Consider the following 17,740-nt stretch of genomic DNA (forward strand, 5'->3'; position numbering starts at 1 on the left):
CTACAGTACCAGACGGTACGGATGGAAATTTCGGAGCACCCTGAAGCGGGGAAGCTCGCCACCGTCACCATCGACAACCCACCGGTGAATGCGGGCTCGCGGCAGGTCCGCGAAGATCTTCTCGGCGCCTTCGCGGCATTGCGTGAGGAGCCGTCACTCTCCGGCGTAATCCTGACGGGCGCGAACGGCAACTTCGTCGCCGGGGCCGATATCCGGGAGTTCGACGCCCCGCCCCAGGCGCCGCACCTGCCGGAGGTGATCGCTGCGATCGAAGCACTTCCGACCCCGGTCGTCGCGGCGATTGAGGGGGCTGCGCTGGGCGGCGGCTACGAGCTTGCGCTCGGCTGCGACGCGCGGGTGGCGACGCCGCGCGGCGTCCTCGGCCTGCCGGAAGTGACGCTCGGCCTGATCCCGGGCGCCGGCGGCACGCAGCGCCTGCCGCGGCTGGTCGGCATCGCCCGCGCCATCGAACTCGTCACCTCGGGCCGCCGAGTGAAGGCAGATGAGGCCCTGCGGCTCGGCATGCTCGACGCGGTCACGGCCAGCGACCTCCTGCCGGCAGCTGTGGAGCATTTGATGACGATGCGAGGGCGCAAGCGCGTCCTCATCGAAGCGAGCGTTCCCGCGGAGCCGGCGGATCGGATAGAGGCGGCCGAGAAGGAGGCACTCGCCGCTGCCAAGGGGGCGGACGCCGTCCCTGAAGCAATTGCGGCCGTTAAGTTCTCCGCCGAACTCCCGGTGGAAGAGGCGCTCCGCCGCGAGCGGGAGAGGTCGCTGCGCCTGCGCGTTGGGCCGCAGGCGAAGGCCCTGCGCCATCTCTTTTTCGCCGAGCGCGCGGCCGCGCGCATGCCGGATGGCGGGGAGCCGAGGTCTGTGCAGCGAGTGGGCGTGGTTGGGGCGGGGCGCATGGGGCAGGGGATCGCGCTCGCCTTTGCCCTGCGCGGCCTTCACGTCCGCCTGTTCGAGAGCGACCCTGCCGCCATGGAGCGAGCGATCGCCGCATTGCGGGAGGAGGCCGACAAGGTTGCGAAGCGGGGCCGGGCATCTTCCGGTGAGGAACTGATGGCGCGCATCAGCGCTAGCGCCTTGGAGGAAATGGCTGACCGGGATCTCGTCATCGAGGCGATCACCGAAGACATGGCGGCCAAGAAGAGCCTCTTTGCGCGCGTCGACGGGATCGTCGGTAGGGACGCCATCCTCGCCAGCAACACCTCCTATCTCGATCTGAACGAGATGGCAGCGGCCACGACGCGGCCGGAGCGGTTCGGCGGCCTGCACTTCTTCAATCCCGCGCATGTCATGCGCCTCGTGGAGGTGATCCGCACCGACAAGATGGCCCCGGAAACGCTGGCCACACTTTTATCGGTATCGAAGCGTCTCGGTAAAGTGGCGGTCGTCGCGCGCGTATGCGAGGGATTCATCGGCAACCGGATTTTCAGCGCCTATCGCCGCCAGTGCGAGTTCCTGCTGGAGGAAGGCGCTCTGCCGCAGGATATCGACCGGGCCATGGTGGATTTCGGCATGGCCATGGGGCCGTTTGCCGTCTTCGACCTGGCGGGCCTGGATATCGCCTGGGCCACGCGCAAGCGGCTCGCGCCCACCCGCGACCCGCGTGCCCGCTATGTCGAGATCCCGGATCGGCTTTGCGAGATGGGACGGTTCGGCAGGAAGACCGGAAAGGGCTGGTACGACTATACGGCATCCCCGCGCGGCGCACCCGATGCCGAGGTTGAGGCGATCATCCTCGACGCGTCCCGGCGGAAGGGGATCAAGCGGCGCAGGATCGGCGACGAGGAGATCCGGCGCCGGCTCCTTGCGGCAATGGTCAACGAGGCGGCGCTCCTGCTCTCCGAAGGCATTGCGGAGCGGCCGGGCGATGTCGACCTCGTCCTCGTCAACGGCTATGGCTTTCCCGCGCTGCGGGGAGGGCCGCTCCATTGGGCTTCGTGCCAGCCGCGCGGGCAGATCCTTGCCGATATCGATGCGATGGCGGAGGCAAGCGGTTTCGGCGTCGAGCGTGCGGGGAACCTGGAGGAAGTGCTCGCCCAGTCGGGGTGACGTTCGCAGGCAGGTTGGGGGAGGAGTTCGATGGCGGAGGGGCAACCGTCTGAAATCTACGACTATATCATCGCCGGAGGCGGCTCCGCGGGCTGTGTGCTGGCAAACCGCCTCTCCGCAGATCCAAGAAATCGCGTCCTGCTTCTGGAAGGCGGCGGGAAGGATAACTGGATCTGGTTTCATGTCCCGGTCGGCTATCTCTTTGCCATCGGCAATCCGCGCGCCGACTGGCTGTTCAAGACAGCCCCCGAGCCGGGACTGAACGGCCGCGCGCTCGCCTATCCCCGCGGCAAGGTGCTTGGCGGATCGTCGGCCATCAACGCGATGATCTATATGCGCGGACAGGCACGCGACTATGACGGCTGGCGCCAGATGGGTCTCACTGGTTGGGGCTGGGATGACGTGCTTCCCTTCTTCCTCAAGCATGAGGACCACGAAAACCCGCCAAACGAGTTCCACGCGGAGGGCGGCGAGTGGCGCGTCGAGCATCCGCGCATCCGCTGGGAGATCCTCGACAGGATAAGGGATGCCGCCGAGCAGGCCGGGATCCCGCGTATCGAGGATTTCAACTGCGGCGACAACACCGGCTCGTCCTATTTCCAGGTGAACCAAAAGCGCGGGCGTCGCTGGAGCGCCGCACGCGGCTTTCTGAAGCCCGTGCTGCACCGCCCCAATCTGAGGGTGATCACTGGCGCCGTGGTGGACCGCGTGGAGATCGCCGAAGGCCGGGCGCAGACCGTCCGCTACTTCATGGACGGCGCAGCCCATTTTGCCGCGGCGCGCGGCGAGATCATCCTCTCCGCCGGGGCAGTAGCATCGCCGGGCATCCTCGAACGGTCCGGGATCGGCGATGCCGATCTTCTGAAGGAGCGCGGGATCGAGCCGAGGCTGCATCTGCACGGCGTCGGCGCCAACCTGCAGGACCACCTGCAGATAAGGCCCGTTTACAAGGTGACCGGCATACGGACGCTCAACGGCGACTACGCCAATCTCTTGCGTCGCGCGCTGATGGGACTGGACTATCTGCTGCGCCGGCGCGGGCCGCTGACCATGGCACCCTCTCAGATGGGCGCCTTCGTGCGCTCCTCTCCGGAATACGAGACGGCCAATCTCGAGTTCCACTTCCAGCCGCTCTCGCTCGATGTATGGGGGGAAGGGCTCCATCCCTTCGACGCTTTCACTGCCAGCGTCTGCAATCTGCGCCCGACGAGCCGCGGCACGATCCACATCTCCGGCCCTGGCGTGGCCGATCAGCCCGACATCCGGGCGAACTATCTATCGACGGAGGAGGACCGGCGGGTGGCGGTGGAATCGCTCAAATGGGCTCGTCACATCGTCTCGCAGCCCGCGCTCGCTCCGTACAAGCCCGAGGAATACAAGCCCGGCCCGAATGTCACCTCGGACGAGGATCTGCTTCTTGCTGCTGGTGATCTCGGCACCACCATCTTCCATCCGGTCGGCACTGCCCGCATGGGAACGGCCGGAGATGCGGGCGCCGTAGTGGATGCCAGGCTGCGCGTCTTTGGAGTGGAGGGGTTGCGCGTCGTCGACGCATCGGTGATGCCGACGATCACCTCCGGCAACACCAACTCGCCGACCATCATGATTGCGGAAAAGGGCGCGCAGATGATCCTGGAGGATGCCTAGGCCGCACCGCTCAGCCTAGGGCCGGCTTCCTCTTGTGCTGAGGCGAACAACCAGGGGGACCAGCGATGCCGCGGCGAATACCAGCACGACGATTCGGATCGCGTGGTGGAGCGAGACCATCGCAACCTCCAATTGCAGGGCAAGGGCGAGAACGCCCATCTCCGCCACGCCGCCGGGAGAATATGCGAGCAGAAGCTCCGTCAGACCGACGCCGCTCATCCAGCTCAGCGTCCATGCGAAGCCGAGGCTGAGCAGCACGAGCAGGAAGGTGGCGCCGAGCGAGATCAGCAGGACGCGCAGGATCTCGCGTACTCTTCCGTCCTGGAAACCGCAGCCCAGGATCGTTCCGAGGATCACCTGCGCAGCGACGACAAATTCCCATGGCGTCTTGAAATCCGACCAACCTGCCAGATGGACCACAGCGCTCAGCACCATCGGCACGATCAGGAAGCGGGCAGGGAGCTTCACCAGATAGCCGAGCGCCAGGCCCGCGGCGGCGCACAACCCGAGCCAGAGAAAGGCCGAACCCTGCATATCCGCCAGGCCGACTGTCTGGCCGGCCACCCTGTTCAGCGGACCGTTCATGAATTCGATCAGGAAAGGGATCGAGTAGACGGTGAAGACGACCCGGCCAGCCTGTACCAGCGCTACATTACGGGGATCGGCTCCGGCCGAATCGCCGATGATCACCATCTCCGACAGTCCGCCAGGCATCGCCGAGAAGAAGGCTGTCCGGGCGTCGAATCCCGCCACCGCCCGGAAGTAGAGGAAACACATGGCGGTGGCTATGACCATATAGCCGAGCAGGCCAAGGATGGTGAGCCACCAGCCGGCCATCTGGCCGAGGACCTCCGGTGAGTAGGTTGCCCCCAGCATGACGCCGACAAAAGCCGAGATGGGGATGCGCAGCGGCGTGGGAGCTTCCACAGGCAACCGGAGGAGCGAAACGACGAGGCTGATGAAAAGCGGTCCCAAAAGCCAGGGAAGCGGAGTCGCCAGCCACCAGAATGCCACCCCGCCGAGCAGGCCCACCGCAAGGGCAAGCGCCATTCGCGCATATCGCGCCCATTGCGATCGGGTTGCTGCCATCCGGGGTTGCCTTGCGGGAGGTCAATGAGGAGGTCGGGTCAGCTCCTTTTACCCGACGCCGGCCGGATGAAAAGAACCAAGTTGCAGCCGTGAGCGTCACTTGCCGTCGCGGTTTCCTGCTATCCTGTGCCAACGGATTCTGCCCTTTCTTGTTCACTCTGGAGGCTTTGTATTCGGCGAAAGGCGCGCTAGAGGTGGCGCGGTCCGCGCGAGCGCGGCCGGGCATCTTGATGAGGAGGCGTCCTTGAGCGAACGGGAGACGCAGGAACACCATGGCGGCCCGGCCGAGGCGCCGGCGCACGGCATCTACAACGAGGATGGCTCGGTTTCCGCACATTTCCTGGCGCATGTCGGGGCGGCGATCGCCGACCGGGATACGCTTGCGCTGCGCGAGGATGTGGGCAGTCTGCACCAGTCCGAGATCGGTGATCTGCTGTCGGCGCTCATGCCCGAGCAGCGGCGGGCGCTTGTGCAGCTCATGGGCGCCGAGTTCGACTTCACGGCTTTGACCGAGGTCGATGAGGCCATCCGCCTCGACATAGTCGAAAGCTTGCCCAACGCGCAGATCGCGCAGGCCGTCCAGCAGCTCGATTCGGATGACGCGGTCTACATTCTCGAGGACCTTGATCCGGAGGATCAGGACGAGATCCTGGCGCAGCTACCCTTTACCGAACGGGTGCGCCTCCGCCGCTCGCTGGGCTATCCCGAAGAGTCCGCCGGCCGCCGCATGCAGACGGAATTTGTCGCGGTGCCGCCCTTTTGGACGGTCGGCCAGACTATCGACTATATGCGCGAGGACCAGAATCTGCCGGAGAGCTTCGCGCAGATATTCGTCATCGATCCGACCTTTCGCCTCGTTGGCACCGTCGACCTCGACCGCATCCTGCGCACCAAGCGTGCGGTCAAGATCGAGGAGATCATGCGCGAGACGCGCCATGCCATCCCGGCCACGATGGATCAGGAAGAAGCAGCGCGCATCTTCGAGCAGTACGACCTGCTCTCGGCGGCGGTGGTCGACGAGAACGAGCGGCTGGTGGGCGTACTCACCATCGATGACGTGGTGGACGTCATCACGCAGGAAGCGGAGGAGGACATCCTGCGCCTGGGTGGCGTCGGCGACGAGGAGCTGTCCGACTCGGTTATGGCCGCCGGGCGTTCGCGGGTGCCGTGGTTGATGGTCAATCTCGTCACGGCCTTCCTGGCCGCGTCGGTGATCAGCCTCTTTGACGCGACGATAGAACAGGTCGTTGCCCTTGCCGTGCTGATGCCCATCGTCGCCGGCATGGGCGGCAATGCCGGCTCGCAGACGATGACCGTGACGGTGCGCGCCCTCGCCACCGGCGACCTCGACATCTACAATGCAGGGCGCATCATCCGCCGCGAAATGGGTGTAGGCTGCCTCAACGGCATCATCTTCGCGGTCCTGATCGGGCTGGTAGCGGGCTTCTGGTTCCAGAGCGAGCAAATCGGCGGCATCATCGCCGCTGCGATGATCATCAACATGTTCGTCGCGGCGCTAGCCGGCATCCTCATTCCGCTCCTGCTCGATCGTCTGGGCGCGGATCCCGCCGTGGCCTCCGCGGTCTTCGTCACTGCGGTCACGGATGTGGTTGGGTTCTTTGGCTTCCTCGGCCTTGCGACCTGGTGGTTCGGCCTATGACGCGGCTGCCGCTGCGCGCGCCGGGCGCATCAGGATGAGCAGCATCACCGCGATGTTGAGCAGGTTCCAGGCAATGCCGTTCAAGAACGCGGCGCGGTAGGAACCGGTGAGATCGTAGAGCCAGCCCGACATCCATCCGCCAACGGCCATCCCGACGATCGTCGCCATGATGACGATCCCGACGCGCTGCCCGGCTTCCGCAGCCGGCAGATATTCGCGGACGATGATCGCATAGGACGGCACGATGCCGCCTTGCGACAGGCCGAAGATCAGCGAGACGATATAAAGCGAGGCGAGGCCGTCGAAGGGGATATAGAGCAGAAGCGACAGGCATTGCAGGACGGAGCCGATGAGCAGCGTCCGCACCCCGCCAATATAATCGGCGATGAAGCCGGAGGCGAGCCGGCTGACAATGCCACCCGCCAGCATCAGGGACAACATCTCCGCGCCCCGAGCGACCCCATAGCCAAGATCGACGCAGTAGGCCACGATATGGACCTGCGGCATGGACATGGCGATGCAGCAGCCGAGCCCAGCGACAGCGAGAAGGGCCTGAAGGGCTGCGGGCGAGAAGGATGTGCGGGCAAAGCCGCGCGACCCGGCCTTGATCTGCGCGGCTCCAGTTCGTGAGCCGGTTGGGGCGCGGGCGCGTAGAAGCAGCGCGAGGGGCAGGATGGTGAGGATGCAGAAGATGCCGGCGCAGAGGAACGTCGCGCGCCAGCCGATATTCCGGATGAGGAGCTGGATGACGATCGGCCAGATCACGCCGGCTAGATAGTTCCCGCTCGCCACGGTCGACACGGCAATTCCGCGCCGGCGCTCGAACCAATGCGAAATATCGGCGATCAGCGGCCCGAAGGTGGCCGAGGCGCCAAAGCCCACGAGCCCCTGCAGAATTGCGAACTGCCAGATCGTGTCGGAAAAGGACGAGAGGGCGAATCCGGCTCCGAGTGCCGCCCCGGCGACCATCACGGGAATCGCGATGCCGAAACGGTCCACGTACCGGCCGATCAGCACATTGCCGAGCGCAAACCCGATCATGGCCGCCGTATAGGGTAGGGATGCCTCGGCACGCTCAACGCCGAAATCCGCCTGAACCTGGGGGAGGGCCACAATGAAGGCCCACATTCCGATGCTGGCGACGGTGCCGAGCAGCAGGCAGGCCGCAAGGCGCATCCAGGAATGGATGTCGTCCGGGCTGCGCTGTTCGGCGGCCGGCACGGCTCTAAGCATTCGTAGACCTCCGCGGGGAGTTTAGTGAGCCGGTAACGTGCCGCGGCCGGTCTCGATAGGGCCAAACAACGGCGATCGGCTGGCCGCCGCGCGGAACCTCAAGCCGCTGCCAGCCAGCGGCGGGCTATGTAAAGCGAGACTGCGGCTGCGTTTGAGACATTGAGGGAGCGGATCGCTCCCGGCATATCAAGCCTTGCAAGCACGCGCACCGTCTCGCGCGTCTTCTGCCGCAGGCCTTTGCCTTCGGACCCCAGCACGAGGGCAAGCTTTCCGCCCTGAAATGCCTCCTCGAGCGGTTGCGGACCGTCGGAATCAAGGCCGACCGTGTGAAAGCCGGCCGTGTGCAATTCCTCCAGCGCATTGGCAAGGTTGCGCACCTCGATATGGTCGATGTGCTCCAACGCCCCAGAAGCTGCCTTGGCAAGAACGCCGGATTCGGCCGGGCTGTGGCGCGCGGTGGTGATCAGTGCATCGGCGCCGAAAGCGACAGCCGAGCGCATGATGGCGCCCACATTATGCGGGTCCGTGACCTGGTCGAGCACCAGGACGAGCGAGGCATCGCCGAGCGCCGAGAACGGTTTCGGCGCGCGGGCTTCCGCCTCCACGAGCACGCCCTGATGCACGGCGTCGGACCCGACCAGCGCGTCGATCGCCCTCGGCTCGACCAGTTCGGCTGGGAAGGCCAGTGAGGAAAGATCGGCGATATCGAGACGCTGTGCGGCATTGCGCGTCACCAGCATGCGCCGGATGGAGCGGCTGGGATTGTCGAGGGCCGCGCGCACGGTGTGGAGCCCGTAGAGGCGAACGAGGCCTTCCGGCAGGGGAGGCGCCCCCGCCTGCACCCGCGCGTTCCTGGCGGGCGCGCCGCTCTGTTCGCGGTGGGCCCTGCGCAGCCGCGCATAGTGGCTATCCTTGGGGGTTCCGGTCTTTTTCTGGTCATTCATGGCGCTCCTATAGCGCGCCCGGGCGGCTGCGCCTATGGCCGGGAACGAGCTTCGCCGATTTTCGCCAATGCTGGCGCTTCATCCTGTTGACACTGCCAAACGAGGTGGCCATAAGGCCCCTCACGGAACGGCGGTGCGCCATTGACGGGCGCGGCCGCTTTTCCCACATAGCTCTCGTTGCTCGGCAGCGGCGCGGAGGGGTGTCCGAGTGGTTAAAGGAGACGGACTGTAAATCCGTTGGCTTCGCCTACGCTGGTTCGAATCCAGCCCCCTCCACCATCGCTCACCGGATGCGGGTATAGCTCAATGGTAGAGCAGCAGCCTTCCAAGCTGAATATGCGGGTTCGATTCCCGCTACCCGCTCCAAGCGGCCCATCGCCGGCGCCCCCTCTTACCACTCGCTGAGCGGAATCAACTTTGGATTGATTCCGGTTTCGGTCCGGGAAGAGCGAAGGCTTTCCTACGATGTCGTTCGATCCCGCCGATCCGTCCTCTGCCGAGATTTGCTGAAGCGACCGAGGCGCTTGCCGCCGCCATCGACGCCTTCTGCCTGCCTTGTTGTCATCCCACATGAAATCGTCGTCGCTTCTTGCTTCCGAAGACTTGGTTCATCGACAACGGCTTGTAGCGGAAGTAAACGGCGCGTCTGCGGGGCGCTTTGACCGAATGAGATGCGAATCACCTTCGACTAGACCGAATCAGCAGGTGGGCAGAGCCGCGAAATGCAACTTCTGAGAAAATATAAAGTTCTTGTTGCTCTCATAGCGCGCACTTGGCAGCGTGTTGGTGTGGTTTTCCTGACAAAGAACGTCACAAAAAGCATACAACTCAGGCTTACTTTTCGAAATATCGTATTTTTTTGATAGGTGCTGATTTTTTTGAAATACACCGCTCCGTCTCTATGCCCATCTCGCGGCGGAATTCTCACGCTTGGGGGCGGGGGGCTTTCGTCAGAATAGCGGTTGGATACGGCTGCTCCGAATCCAAGCGGTGACTGGCGTCCTAGTACGGCCATGAGCAGGCCGTGGTGTCCCCATCGGGTGGTTTGACCTACGAGGGGGCTCGTCTATGCGCATTCCAGTCCTGCTGCTTAAGGCGGCACGGCTCGCCACGTCGCCGAAACCGCGGGCAGCAGGCTTTGGCCGAAGAGCAGCAGAGCCGAACAGGGCGACCGGCAGCTTCGGCCCAGGGGGGCTGGTGGCGCTTGCGCTGGCTTCGGTTGCGTTCTTCGCAGCGCCCGCCCCGGCGGCCGAGTACGCGACGGGAGGCAGTAGTCCGAACCGTGACGATGTTCTGTGGCTGACATGGGGTGCCCACGGCAACGTTCTTACCAATGGCTCGGAAAGCTCTGCCACCATTCCCGTTGCCGGCGGAATTACTCTGAACGTCGGCTGCAGTCTGGCAAACATCAATCACGTGACCAACGGAGGCACGGGCACGCCCGTGCTTACCGCCTATCGCCCTGGCAACTTCAGCGGCGACAGCCTTGACGATCTTTACAACAGAGGCGGCACAGGCACGAGCAATCAGCTGATCAACGGCATTATGCGAGGGAATGGCCAGACCACTTTCACCATCAACTGTAGCGCTACCCTCGGCGGGCAACCCTACGCCTTGAAGGGGCTCGTGATGGCCGATGCTGAATCGATCGACGCCAGCGGCAACGAGCACGTTCAGGCAACCGCAAGTGGCCAGTGGTTCGCGGTGGAAATGGTCAAGAACTCAGCCGCCGGCCCTTACACCGCGTTGAAGAGCAATGGTGGCCAGACAATTCGCTTCGGCCCTGGCAACAATCAGCGAACTGCAGCTGTCACTTTCCTTTCTTTCAATACGCCATCTCCGACCGTTAGCATGGACTTCGATATTGCCGGAACCGGCAATACCGCCATCGCAATCGGTTTGCTCGCGCCCTATGCGGATTTCAGCGACGCCCCGGGGGGTTATGGCGACGTCATGCATCTCGTAAACGACCTGCAATTCCAGCCCGACAACATTCCAGTTGGGACGCAGGTCAATCTAAACTCAGCCGGATATCAGCCGGGTGGGCTGCTCCCGCCGCGCAACGACTATCTCGGCACGGCCGGTCCCGATACCGAGGCGGAGCCGCCGCGCAATGGCGATGCGACGGGCGATGGTCCGGAAGAAGACGCCTGGCCTGCGAACTACACGATTTCCGTACTGCAGGCGGGCGAAACCCTGACTCAAGCCATCCCTTGCAGCGGCACCGGGTTTGTGGCGGGCTGGATCGATTTCGACCGCAGCGGAGTTTTCGATTTGGACGAGCGAGCGGAGGGCCGGTGCTCCGGCCCCAACGGGTCGGCGACGCTTACCTGGACGATCTCGCAGGACCTCACGCCCGGCGACAGTTTCGTGCGCCTGCGCTACTCGAACACTCAGGCCAGCATTGGCTCACCGACCGGCACCGCGCTCGACGGCGAGGTCGAGGATCACCTCGTGAGAGTCCTTGCCGTGCCCTACCAGTTCTGCGGCCCGGCAGCAGGTGCGGTGTTCAACATCGTCAACGGCGTCAACATCTGGCGCCTGAACCCGCCCGGCGGGCCAGACGTTCTTGTGTCCGAACTGAGCAAGCCTGTATCCGGCGAACTCAACGGGTTGATGGTCGATCCGGTACGCGACCGGCTGCTGTTTGTCTCTCCCAGCAGCGGTGGCGGTTCGACCCTGTGGGCCTATGACGCCGACAATGGTGGCTGGTATGAAGCAGCTTCGTTCGCCTCGACCGACATTCCTCGCGCGGGAATGACCCAAGCGGGTATCGGCTATTTCATCGAGAGCGCCGGTTCACCGCGCGTCTGGCGAGTCACGCCATCCGGCGAGTTCAACTACAGCGTCCAACACGTTGGCAACCTCACCTACGACTTTATCCCGACAAATCTTGGCTCGGGGGATATCGCCTTCGATCAAAACGGGGTGGCGTGGCTTGCCGCGGGCCAGGATCTTTATACCTGGAATCCCTCGTCGGGTTTCAATGCCGTTCGGCAGACCCGCCCGCTTCTTGGTGGCGAGCCGAGCAGCATCCAATGGGCCGGCATCGCATTCGGTGGTGACGGCCGGCTCTATGTCGCCAATAATGCGGGCGGCGGTGGCAGCGCATACTACGCGTATGATCCGGCCACTGGCACACTGTCCCGGATAGCTGCCACGGGTGCCGGCGCCGCGCGCGACCTTGCCTCTTGCGCCTTCCCGGCTATCGCGGAGCCCGAGCTTTCGGTCACCAAGGCGTTGGTCCAGGTAGACGGTCAGCCCTACACTACCGGCTCTGCAGTCGGTCCGGGCGATGTGCTCACCTACAGGATAACCGTCTCGAACTCAGGCGGCGCGGTCGGAACCCTGTTTCCGGGCGATGTCGACGAGACGGTACCCGCGAACACGAGTTTTGTCGCGGCGGGAAGCGACCTCACCTGCGCCAACACGGCCAGCGGCAGCGCTTGCTCGAACGAGGACGCCATAAACGTCCCGGCAAATGGTGCCGCTACGCTCGATTTCGTCGTGCAGATTGCAGATTCGATTCCAACCGGGACATCGAGCATCGACAATGCGGTGAGGGTGGCGGGCGTCGACTGCGCCGCGGCTGGCAACGATTGCGGCGAGACGACCCCGATCGCTGCCTCTGTAAGCGTTGCCAAGACGGCCAGCCCTGCACCCGGTTCCATCGTGCGCCCGGGCGACACGATCACCTATACGTTGACTGCCACGGTGGCAAACCGAGCGACGGCCGAGCCATTGACGCTGACGGACGTGCTCAGTTCGGGCCTCACCTTCGGGGCAGTCACCGCTCCCGGTCCCTTCGTCTGCACAGGCAGCCTGAGCTGCGTTCTTCCCGCTGGGACGGTCCCCGGCGACTATGCGGTGAGCTACACCGCGACCGTCGATGCCGCAGCCTCCGGCACGATAAGCAACACAGTAACACCAACGAATCCGCCGGGTGGCGACCCCGATCCTGTCTGTACGACCTGTTCGACATCCCATCCGGTGGCACCGCCGGTGATCAGCACGGTCAAGACCGCCGATCCGACGAGCGGTACGACGGTCACTCCGGGCCAGACAATCAACTTTACGGTGACAACCACGGTGTCGACCGCCGTAACCACGGCGCCGTTCCAGCTGACCGACACCGTCGGCGCCGGGCTGACGCTGGGCACGACAGTGACAAGCGATCCTGCCTTCGGCACCTCCTGCGCGCCTTCGGGCCAGATCCTTACCTGCTCATTGCCGGCAGGCACAGCGCCGGGCGAGTACACGGTGAGATATTCCGCGACGGTGAACCCGAACGCGACCGGTCCGCTGCGCAACCAGGTGACGACTTCGGGCGGCGGCGACCCCGATCCGGAGTGCACGGCTTGCGTAACCGAGCATCCCGTAGCGCCGCCCGCGATCAGCACGATCAAGACGTCCGTGCCAACGAACGGCACGACAGTGCTGCCGGGGCAGACGATCACCTATACAGTCACAACGACCGTGGCGACGTCTGCGACCGCGGAGGTGTTCCAACTGGCCGACACGATCGGCGCCGGCCTCACCCTGGGTACGGCGGTGACGAGCGATCCTGCCTTCGGCGGCTCCTGCGCAGTCTCGGGCCAGACGCTCACATGCTCGCTGCCGGCGGGAACCATGCCCGGCAGCTATGCCGTGACCTATACGGCGACGGTAAATCCGAATGCGACGGGATTGCTGCAGAACCAGGTGACCACCACAGGCGGCGGCGATCCGGATCCCGACTGCGCGCCCTGCAGGACGGAACATCCTGTCACACCGCCCGCCATCGAGGTCCGCAAGACCGCCAACCCGACCGCTGGGACGGCGGTGGAGCGGGGCGCGACCGTCGCTTATGCATTGACGGTAACGGTGGGGAGTTCGGCCACCACAGAGCCTGTGACGCTGGAGGACACCTTGTCTTCCGGGCTGACTTTCGCCGGCGTGACCAATGCCGGTCCATTCACCTGCACGGGGTCTCTCATCTGCGAGCTTCCTGCAGGCACGCTGCCGGGCAGCTACACAGTGGAATACACGGCAACCGTCAATGCCGACGCGACCGGCACTGTCGGTAACAGAGTGACGTCGCGCAATGAACCGGGAGGCGATCCCGACCCCGTCTGCTCGGCCTGCTCGATCGAGCATCCGGTGGCGCTGCCGGTCATCAGCACGATCAAGACCTCCGATCCGGACAGCGGAACCGAGGTTCCGCCGGGCCAGACGATCAACTACACGCTGACAACAACCGTGGCCGCCGCCTCGACCACGGCCGTGTTCCAGCTTACCGATACGATCGGGACGGGGCTGACGCTCGGGGCGGTAACGGCCGACCCGCAGTTCGGCGGCTCCTGCGCGGTTTCGGCGCAGGGCTTCACTTGTACCCTGCCGGCAGGCACGCCCCCCGGTACCTACTTGGTCTCCTATGCAGCGACCGTCGACCCGGACGCCGCCGGCACCCTGCGCAACCAGGTGACAATGTCAGGCGGCGGCGATCCCGATCCCGAATGCACTACCTGTTCGACCGAGCATCCGGTTGCGCCGCCGGCGATCAGTACGGAGAAGACCGCTGATCCGGCGAGCGGCGAGGATGTTCAGCGGGGCCAGTCGATCACCTTCACCGTGACGACTACGGTGGCGACGTCGGCGACCACGGCGGTTTTCCAGCTGACCGATACGGTTGGCGACGGGCTGACCCTCGGCACCCTGACGAGCACCGACCCGCAGTTCGGCGGCTCCTGTACGGTATTGGCTCAGACCCTGACTTGCGAGCTCCCCTCCGGCACAATGCCGGGCACCTATGCGGTCTCCTACACGGCGACGGTGGACGCGGATGCTTCGGGCTCCGTGGGAAACCAGGTGACGACGACAGGCGGCGGCGACCCCGATCCCGAGTGCACGACCTGCGCCACCGAGCATCCTGTGCTGCTGCCGGAAATCAGCACGGTCAAAAGCTCCGACCCGGCTACGGGCAGCGAGGTCCAGCCTGGGCAGACGATCACCTACACGGTGGCGACGACGGTGACAGTGGCCGATACCAGTGAGGTCACGACGCTGACCGACACGGCGGGTGCGGGACTGAGGCTCCAGGAGATATCCGAGCAGAACCCCCAATTCGGCGGCTCCTGCGCGATCTCAGGCCAAAACATCGAATGTGAGTTGCCCGCCGGCACGCCTCCCGGGAGCTATTCGGTGTCCTACACCGCAACGGTCAACCCGGACGCGCAGGGCACGCTCGACAACCGGGTCCAAGCGTCGGGCGGCGGCGATCCGGATCCGGAATGCGCTGCCTGCACCACCGGGCATCCGGTTGTTGCGCCGCGCCACATTTCAGTAACGAAGGTCGCCAATTTGCGCTTCATCCGTCGTGGTGAGGAGGCTCCGTTCACGATCCGTGTGAGGAACAATGCGGGGTCTGCTGCGAGCGGTTTGACGGTTGTGGACACGATCCCGTCGGGCTTTCGCTTCGTCGAGGGCTCGGCGCGGATCGGCGATACCGAAGTGGCCCCGGTGATCGCCGGGCGGCAGATCCGGTTCGAGAACGTGTCTGTGGCAGGCAATGCCGAGATCGAGATCCGGCTGCGGCTGACGGCGCTTTCCTCGGCTGGTCCGGGCGAGCATGTCAATCTGGCGCATGTCGAGGATGCCTCTGGCAGCCGCGTCTCGGCGGAGGCGCGGGCGGTGGTGGAGATCATCGTGGAGCCGGTCTTCGACTGCGGCGACATTGTCGGCAAGGTCTTTGATGACGTGAACCGCAACGGCTACCAGGACGATGGCGAGCCGGGCCTTGCGGGCGTGCGGCTTGCGACGGTCAAGGGCTGGCTGATCACCACCGACGAACATGGCCGCTTCCATGTTGCCTGCGCGGACCTTCCGGAGGCGCGCATCGGCTCGAACTTCATCATGAAGCTCGACACGCGCACCCTGCCGACGGGCTATCGCCTGACGACGGAGAACCCGCGCGTGGTGCGGCTGACGGCGGGCAAGCTGACCAAGCTGAACTTCGGCGCCTCGGTTGGCCGGGTGGTGCGGCTGGATCTCACCTCGGAAGCCTTCGTGCCGGGGCGGGTGGAACTCCTGCCGCAATGGGCCGAGGGCGTCGACCAGCTGATCACCGTGCTCGGCCAGGAGCAGTCGGTGCTGCGGCTCACCTATCTGGGTGCCGGCCTCGAGCTGGAACTCGCCGAAGAGCGTGTGAAGCGCATGAAGGAGCTGATCGCCGAGCGGTGGCGAGGGCGGCAGCGGTCCTATCCGCTCAACATCGAGACGCGTGTGGAGGCGGGGCAATGAGACTCCTTGTCACGAAGATGGGCTTGGACAAGCTGCATGAGCTCCCCTTCGGCAGGTTCAGGGCGCCGGCGCAGGATGCCGGTTGGCGAGGCGATCTGAAGCTGCTCCTGCTCGCCGGCACGGCGCTGGCGGGGCTGCTGGCTGGCCTGCCGCCGGCGGCGGCCGAGGAGAGTGCGGGCAAGGTGGTGGCCGCCCCTTCGACGGGCTCAGGAACCGTGCGCCCGCTTGCGGTGGGCGAGAATACGGAGCGGGAGAGGGCGGCCGACAGGCCGGCCATCCCCTTTATGATCAGCGTCGACGGGGAGACCGTCGACAAGAGCGGCGATCCTTCGGCAGGCTCGGGAGAGGGTCAAGGTGAGGGGGCGGCCGAGACACTTGCCCCGGGCGAGCCTGCCTCGGCCGGCGCGGCGGAAAGGCCTGTGGACCGGCAGCGGCAGACGGATGTCGACCTTGCCGCCGTCGACATCCAGGTGAAGTTCGACGGGCTGGACGCAAAAACCATGCTGAACGTCTCGACCATGCCGGTCGAGCGCACGTTCCAGGCGGGCGAGAAGGTGGAGTTTTTGGCCACGGCCAATTATCCGGCCTTCATCGAGCGGGCCGAGATCCGCATCTTCGCGGAGGGCGAGGAGGAGGAAGGCCCGGTGGCCGTCATCCCCACCGCCATAAACGGCACTGCCGCCTGGGTGATGCCGCAGGCGGAGGAGACCGATTTCGTCTATGTGCTGCGCGTCTATGACGCCAAGGGCCGGTTCGACGAGACGCTGCCCCTCACCATCGCCCGCTCTGAGCGCGATCTGCCGCGGCACGAGAGGCAAGAGGCGGCCGCGCCCGGCTGGGGCGAGGACCGCACGGCCTTCAAAAACATTCCCGTAAGAGGCGGGGCGGTGACGGTCCATGGCCGGCATGTGCCGCCCGGCTATTCGGTCCGCGTCCTCGGCGAGGCGATTCCCGTCGATCCTACCCAAGCCTTTGTGGTGCAGCGTATCCTGCCGGCCGGCGACCATGCGGTCGACGTGGCGGTGAGCGGTGTGTCGAAGTCGGGCGGGCTGTCGTTTTCCCGCGACATCAACATCCCCGACAATGACTGGTTCTATGTGGCGCTGGCGGACCTGACCATCGGCAAGCGCATGGGGGATTCGGGCATCGAGGCGGTGCGTCCCGGCGAATATGACGAAGTCTATTCCAAGGGCCGCTTCGCCTTCTATCTGAAGGGCAAGATCAAGGGCAAATATCTGCTCACGGCCGCCGCCGATACGGGCGAGGACGACCTTGACGAACTCTTCCGCAACCTCGACAGCCAGGACCCGCGGCAGATCCTGCGCCGCCTCGACCCGGACGACTACTACCCGGTCTATGGCGACGATTCCGCCTTTGCCGAGGATGCGCCGACAAAGGGCAAGTTCTATGTGCGGCTCGAGCGCGGCGACAGCCATGTGATGTGGGGCAACTACAAGACCGAGGTGACCGGCACCGAGTTCCTGCGCTCCGACCGGGCGCTCTACGGCGCCTCGGCCGTCTGGCGCTCGGAGGAGACGACCTCCTTCGGCGAGCGGCGGACGGAAGTGCAGGCCTATGCGGCCCAGCCTGACACGCTGCCCCAGCGCGAGGAGTTTCTGGGCACCGGCGGCTCGGCCTATTTCCTGAAGCGGCAGGACATCGTCGAGGGGTCGGAGACGGTGGCGGTGGAAGTGCGCGATCCGGTCACCGGCCGCGTCACCGAGCGGCGCGTCCTGTCCTATGGCGAGGACTATTCCTTCGACTATATGCAGGGCGTCATCATCCTGCGCCGGCCGCTCACCTCCATGACCGGCACGGCAAGCCCGGTGCG

7 protein-coding genes, 2 tRNA genes and 1 pseudogene are annotated in these 17,740 nt (G+C 65.1%); 7 read left to right on the plus strand and 3 right to left on the minus strand.

The genetic code is table 11. The features are described 5' to 3' along the window. The first annotated feature begins 21 nt into the window (after nt 1–21). Together RIN79_RS12610 and RIN79_RS12615 are read left to right on the plus strand one after the other, a co-directional pair. Nucleotides 22–2,058, plus strand: a complete 2,037-nt coding sequence (locus RIN79_RS12610) for a 3-hydroxyacyl-CoA dehydrogenase NAD-binding domain-containing protein (protein ID WP_309085014.1) — start codon at nt 22–24, stop codon at nt 2,056–2,058. A 30-nt stretch (nt 2,059–2,088) separates the two neighbouring features. Then, nucleotides 2,089–3,705 (plus strand): GMC family oxidoreductase N-terminal domain-containing protein, encoded by a 1,617-nt coding sequence (locus RIN79_RS12615; protein ID WP_309085015.1) that lies wholly within the window; start codon nt 2,089–2,091, stop codon nt 3,703–3,705. 15 nt (nt 3,706–3,720) lie between these two features. On the opposite strand, the gene RIN79_RS12620 is transcribed toward RIN79_RS12615, so the two are convergent. Beyond that, nucleotides 3,721–4,794, minus strand: a complete 1,074-nt coding sequence (locus tag RIN79_RS12620; RefSeq protein ID WP_309085016.1) for an AbrB family transcriptional regulator — start codon at nt 4,792–4,794, stop codon at nt 3,721–3,723. A gap of 244 nt (nt 4,795–5,038) precedes the next feature. Between RIN79_RS12620 and mgtE the strand changes: the two genes are divergently transcribed. Further along, nucleotides 5,039–6,454 carry a magnesium transporter gene (mgtE, locus tag RIN79_RS12625; RefSeq protein ID WP_309085017.1) on the plus strand — a complete coding sequence of 472 codons (1,416 nt, stop codon included), beginning with the start codon at nt 5,039–5,041 and terminating at the stop codon, nt 6,452–6,454. Here the strand turns inward: mgtE and RIN79_RS12630 are convergent. Further along, on the minus strand, nt 6,449–7,687 hold the full coding sequence (locus RIN79_RS12630) for an MFS transporter (protein ID WP_309085018.1): 1,239 nt from the start codon (nt 7,685–7,687) through the stop codon (nt 6,449–6,451). The genes mgtE and RIN79_RS12630 overlap by 6 nt on opposite strands. Before the next feature lie 98 nt (nt 7,688–7,785). Further along, nucleotides 7,786–8,631 carry an RNA methyltransferase gene (locus RIN79_RS12635; RefSeq protein WP_309085019.1) on the minus strand — a complete coding sequence of 282 codons (846 nt, stop codon included), beginning with the start codon at nt 8,629–8,631 and terminating at the stop codon, nt 7,786–7,788. 194 nt (nt 8,632–8,825) lie between these two features. On the opposite strand from RIN79_RS12635, the gene RIN79_RS12640 reads away from it, so the two are divergent. The 4 genes and pseudogenes from RIN79_RS12640 to RIN79_RS12655 form a co-directional block, all read left to right on the plus strand. After that, nucleotides 8,826–8,910, plus strand: a tRNA-Tyr gene (locus RIN79_RS12640). 13 nt (nt 8,911–8,923) lie between these two features. Continuing rightward, nucleotides 8,924–8,997: transfer RNA gene (locus RIN79_RS12645), tRNA-Gly, on the plus strand. A gap of 702 nt (nt 8,998–9,699) precedes the next feature. After that, nucleotides 9,700–15,909, plus strand: coding sequence for a CshA/CshB family fibrillar adhesin-related protein (locus RIN79_RS12650; RefSeq protein WP_309085020.1), 6,210 nt, complete (start codon nt 9,700–9,702; stop codon nt 15,907–15,909). Beyond that, nucleotides 15,906–17,740 (plus strand): annotated as a pseudogene (locus RIN79_RS12655) (TonB-dependent receptor); the annotation flags it as partial. The gene RIN79_RS12650 and the pseudogene RIN79_RS12655, both read left to right, overlap by 4 nt.

Origin of the sequence: Chelativorans sp., from assembly GCF_031180965.1 — a bacterium.
Classification (GTDB): Bacteria; Pseudomonadota; Alphaproteobacteria; order Rhizobiales; family Rhizobiaceae; genus Chelativorans.

Coding starts and splice junctions, on each gene's coding strand:
- RIN79_RS12610 (WP_309085014.1), top strand. CDS start 22: ATGGAAATTTCGGAGCACCCTGAAGCGGGGAAGCTCGCCACCGTCACC.
- RIN79_RS12615 (WP_309085015.1), top strand. CDS start 2,089: ATGGCGGAGGGGCAACCGTCTGAAATCTACGACTATATCATCGCCGGA.
- RIN79_RS12620 (WP_309085016.1), bottom strand. CDS start 4,794: ATGGCAGCAACCCGATCGCAATGGGCGCGATATGCGCGAATGGCGCTT.
- RIN79_RS12630 (WP_309085018.1), bottom strand. CDS start 7,687: ATGCTTAGAGCCGTGCCGGCCGCCGAACAGCGCAGCCCGGACGACATC.
- RIN79_RS12635 (WP_309085019.1), bottom strand. CDS start 8,631: ATGAATGACCAGAAAAAGACCGGAACCCCCAAGGATAGCCACTATGCG.
- RIN79_RS12650 (WP_309085020.1), top strand. CDS start 9,700: ATGCGCATTCCAGTCCTGCTGCTTAAGGCGGCACGGCTCGCCACGTCG.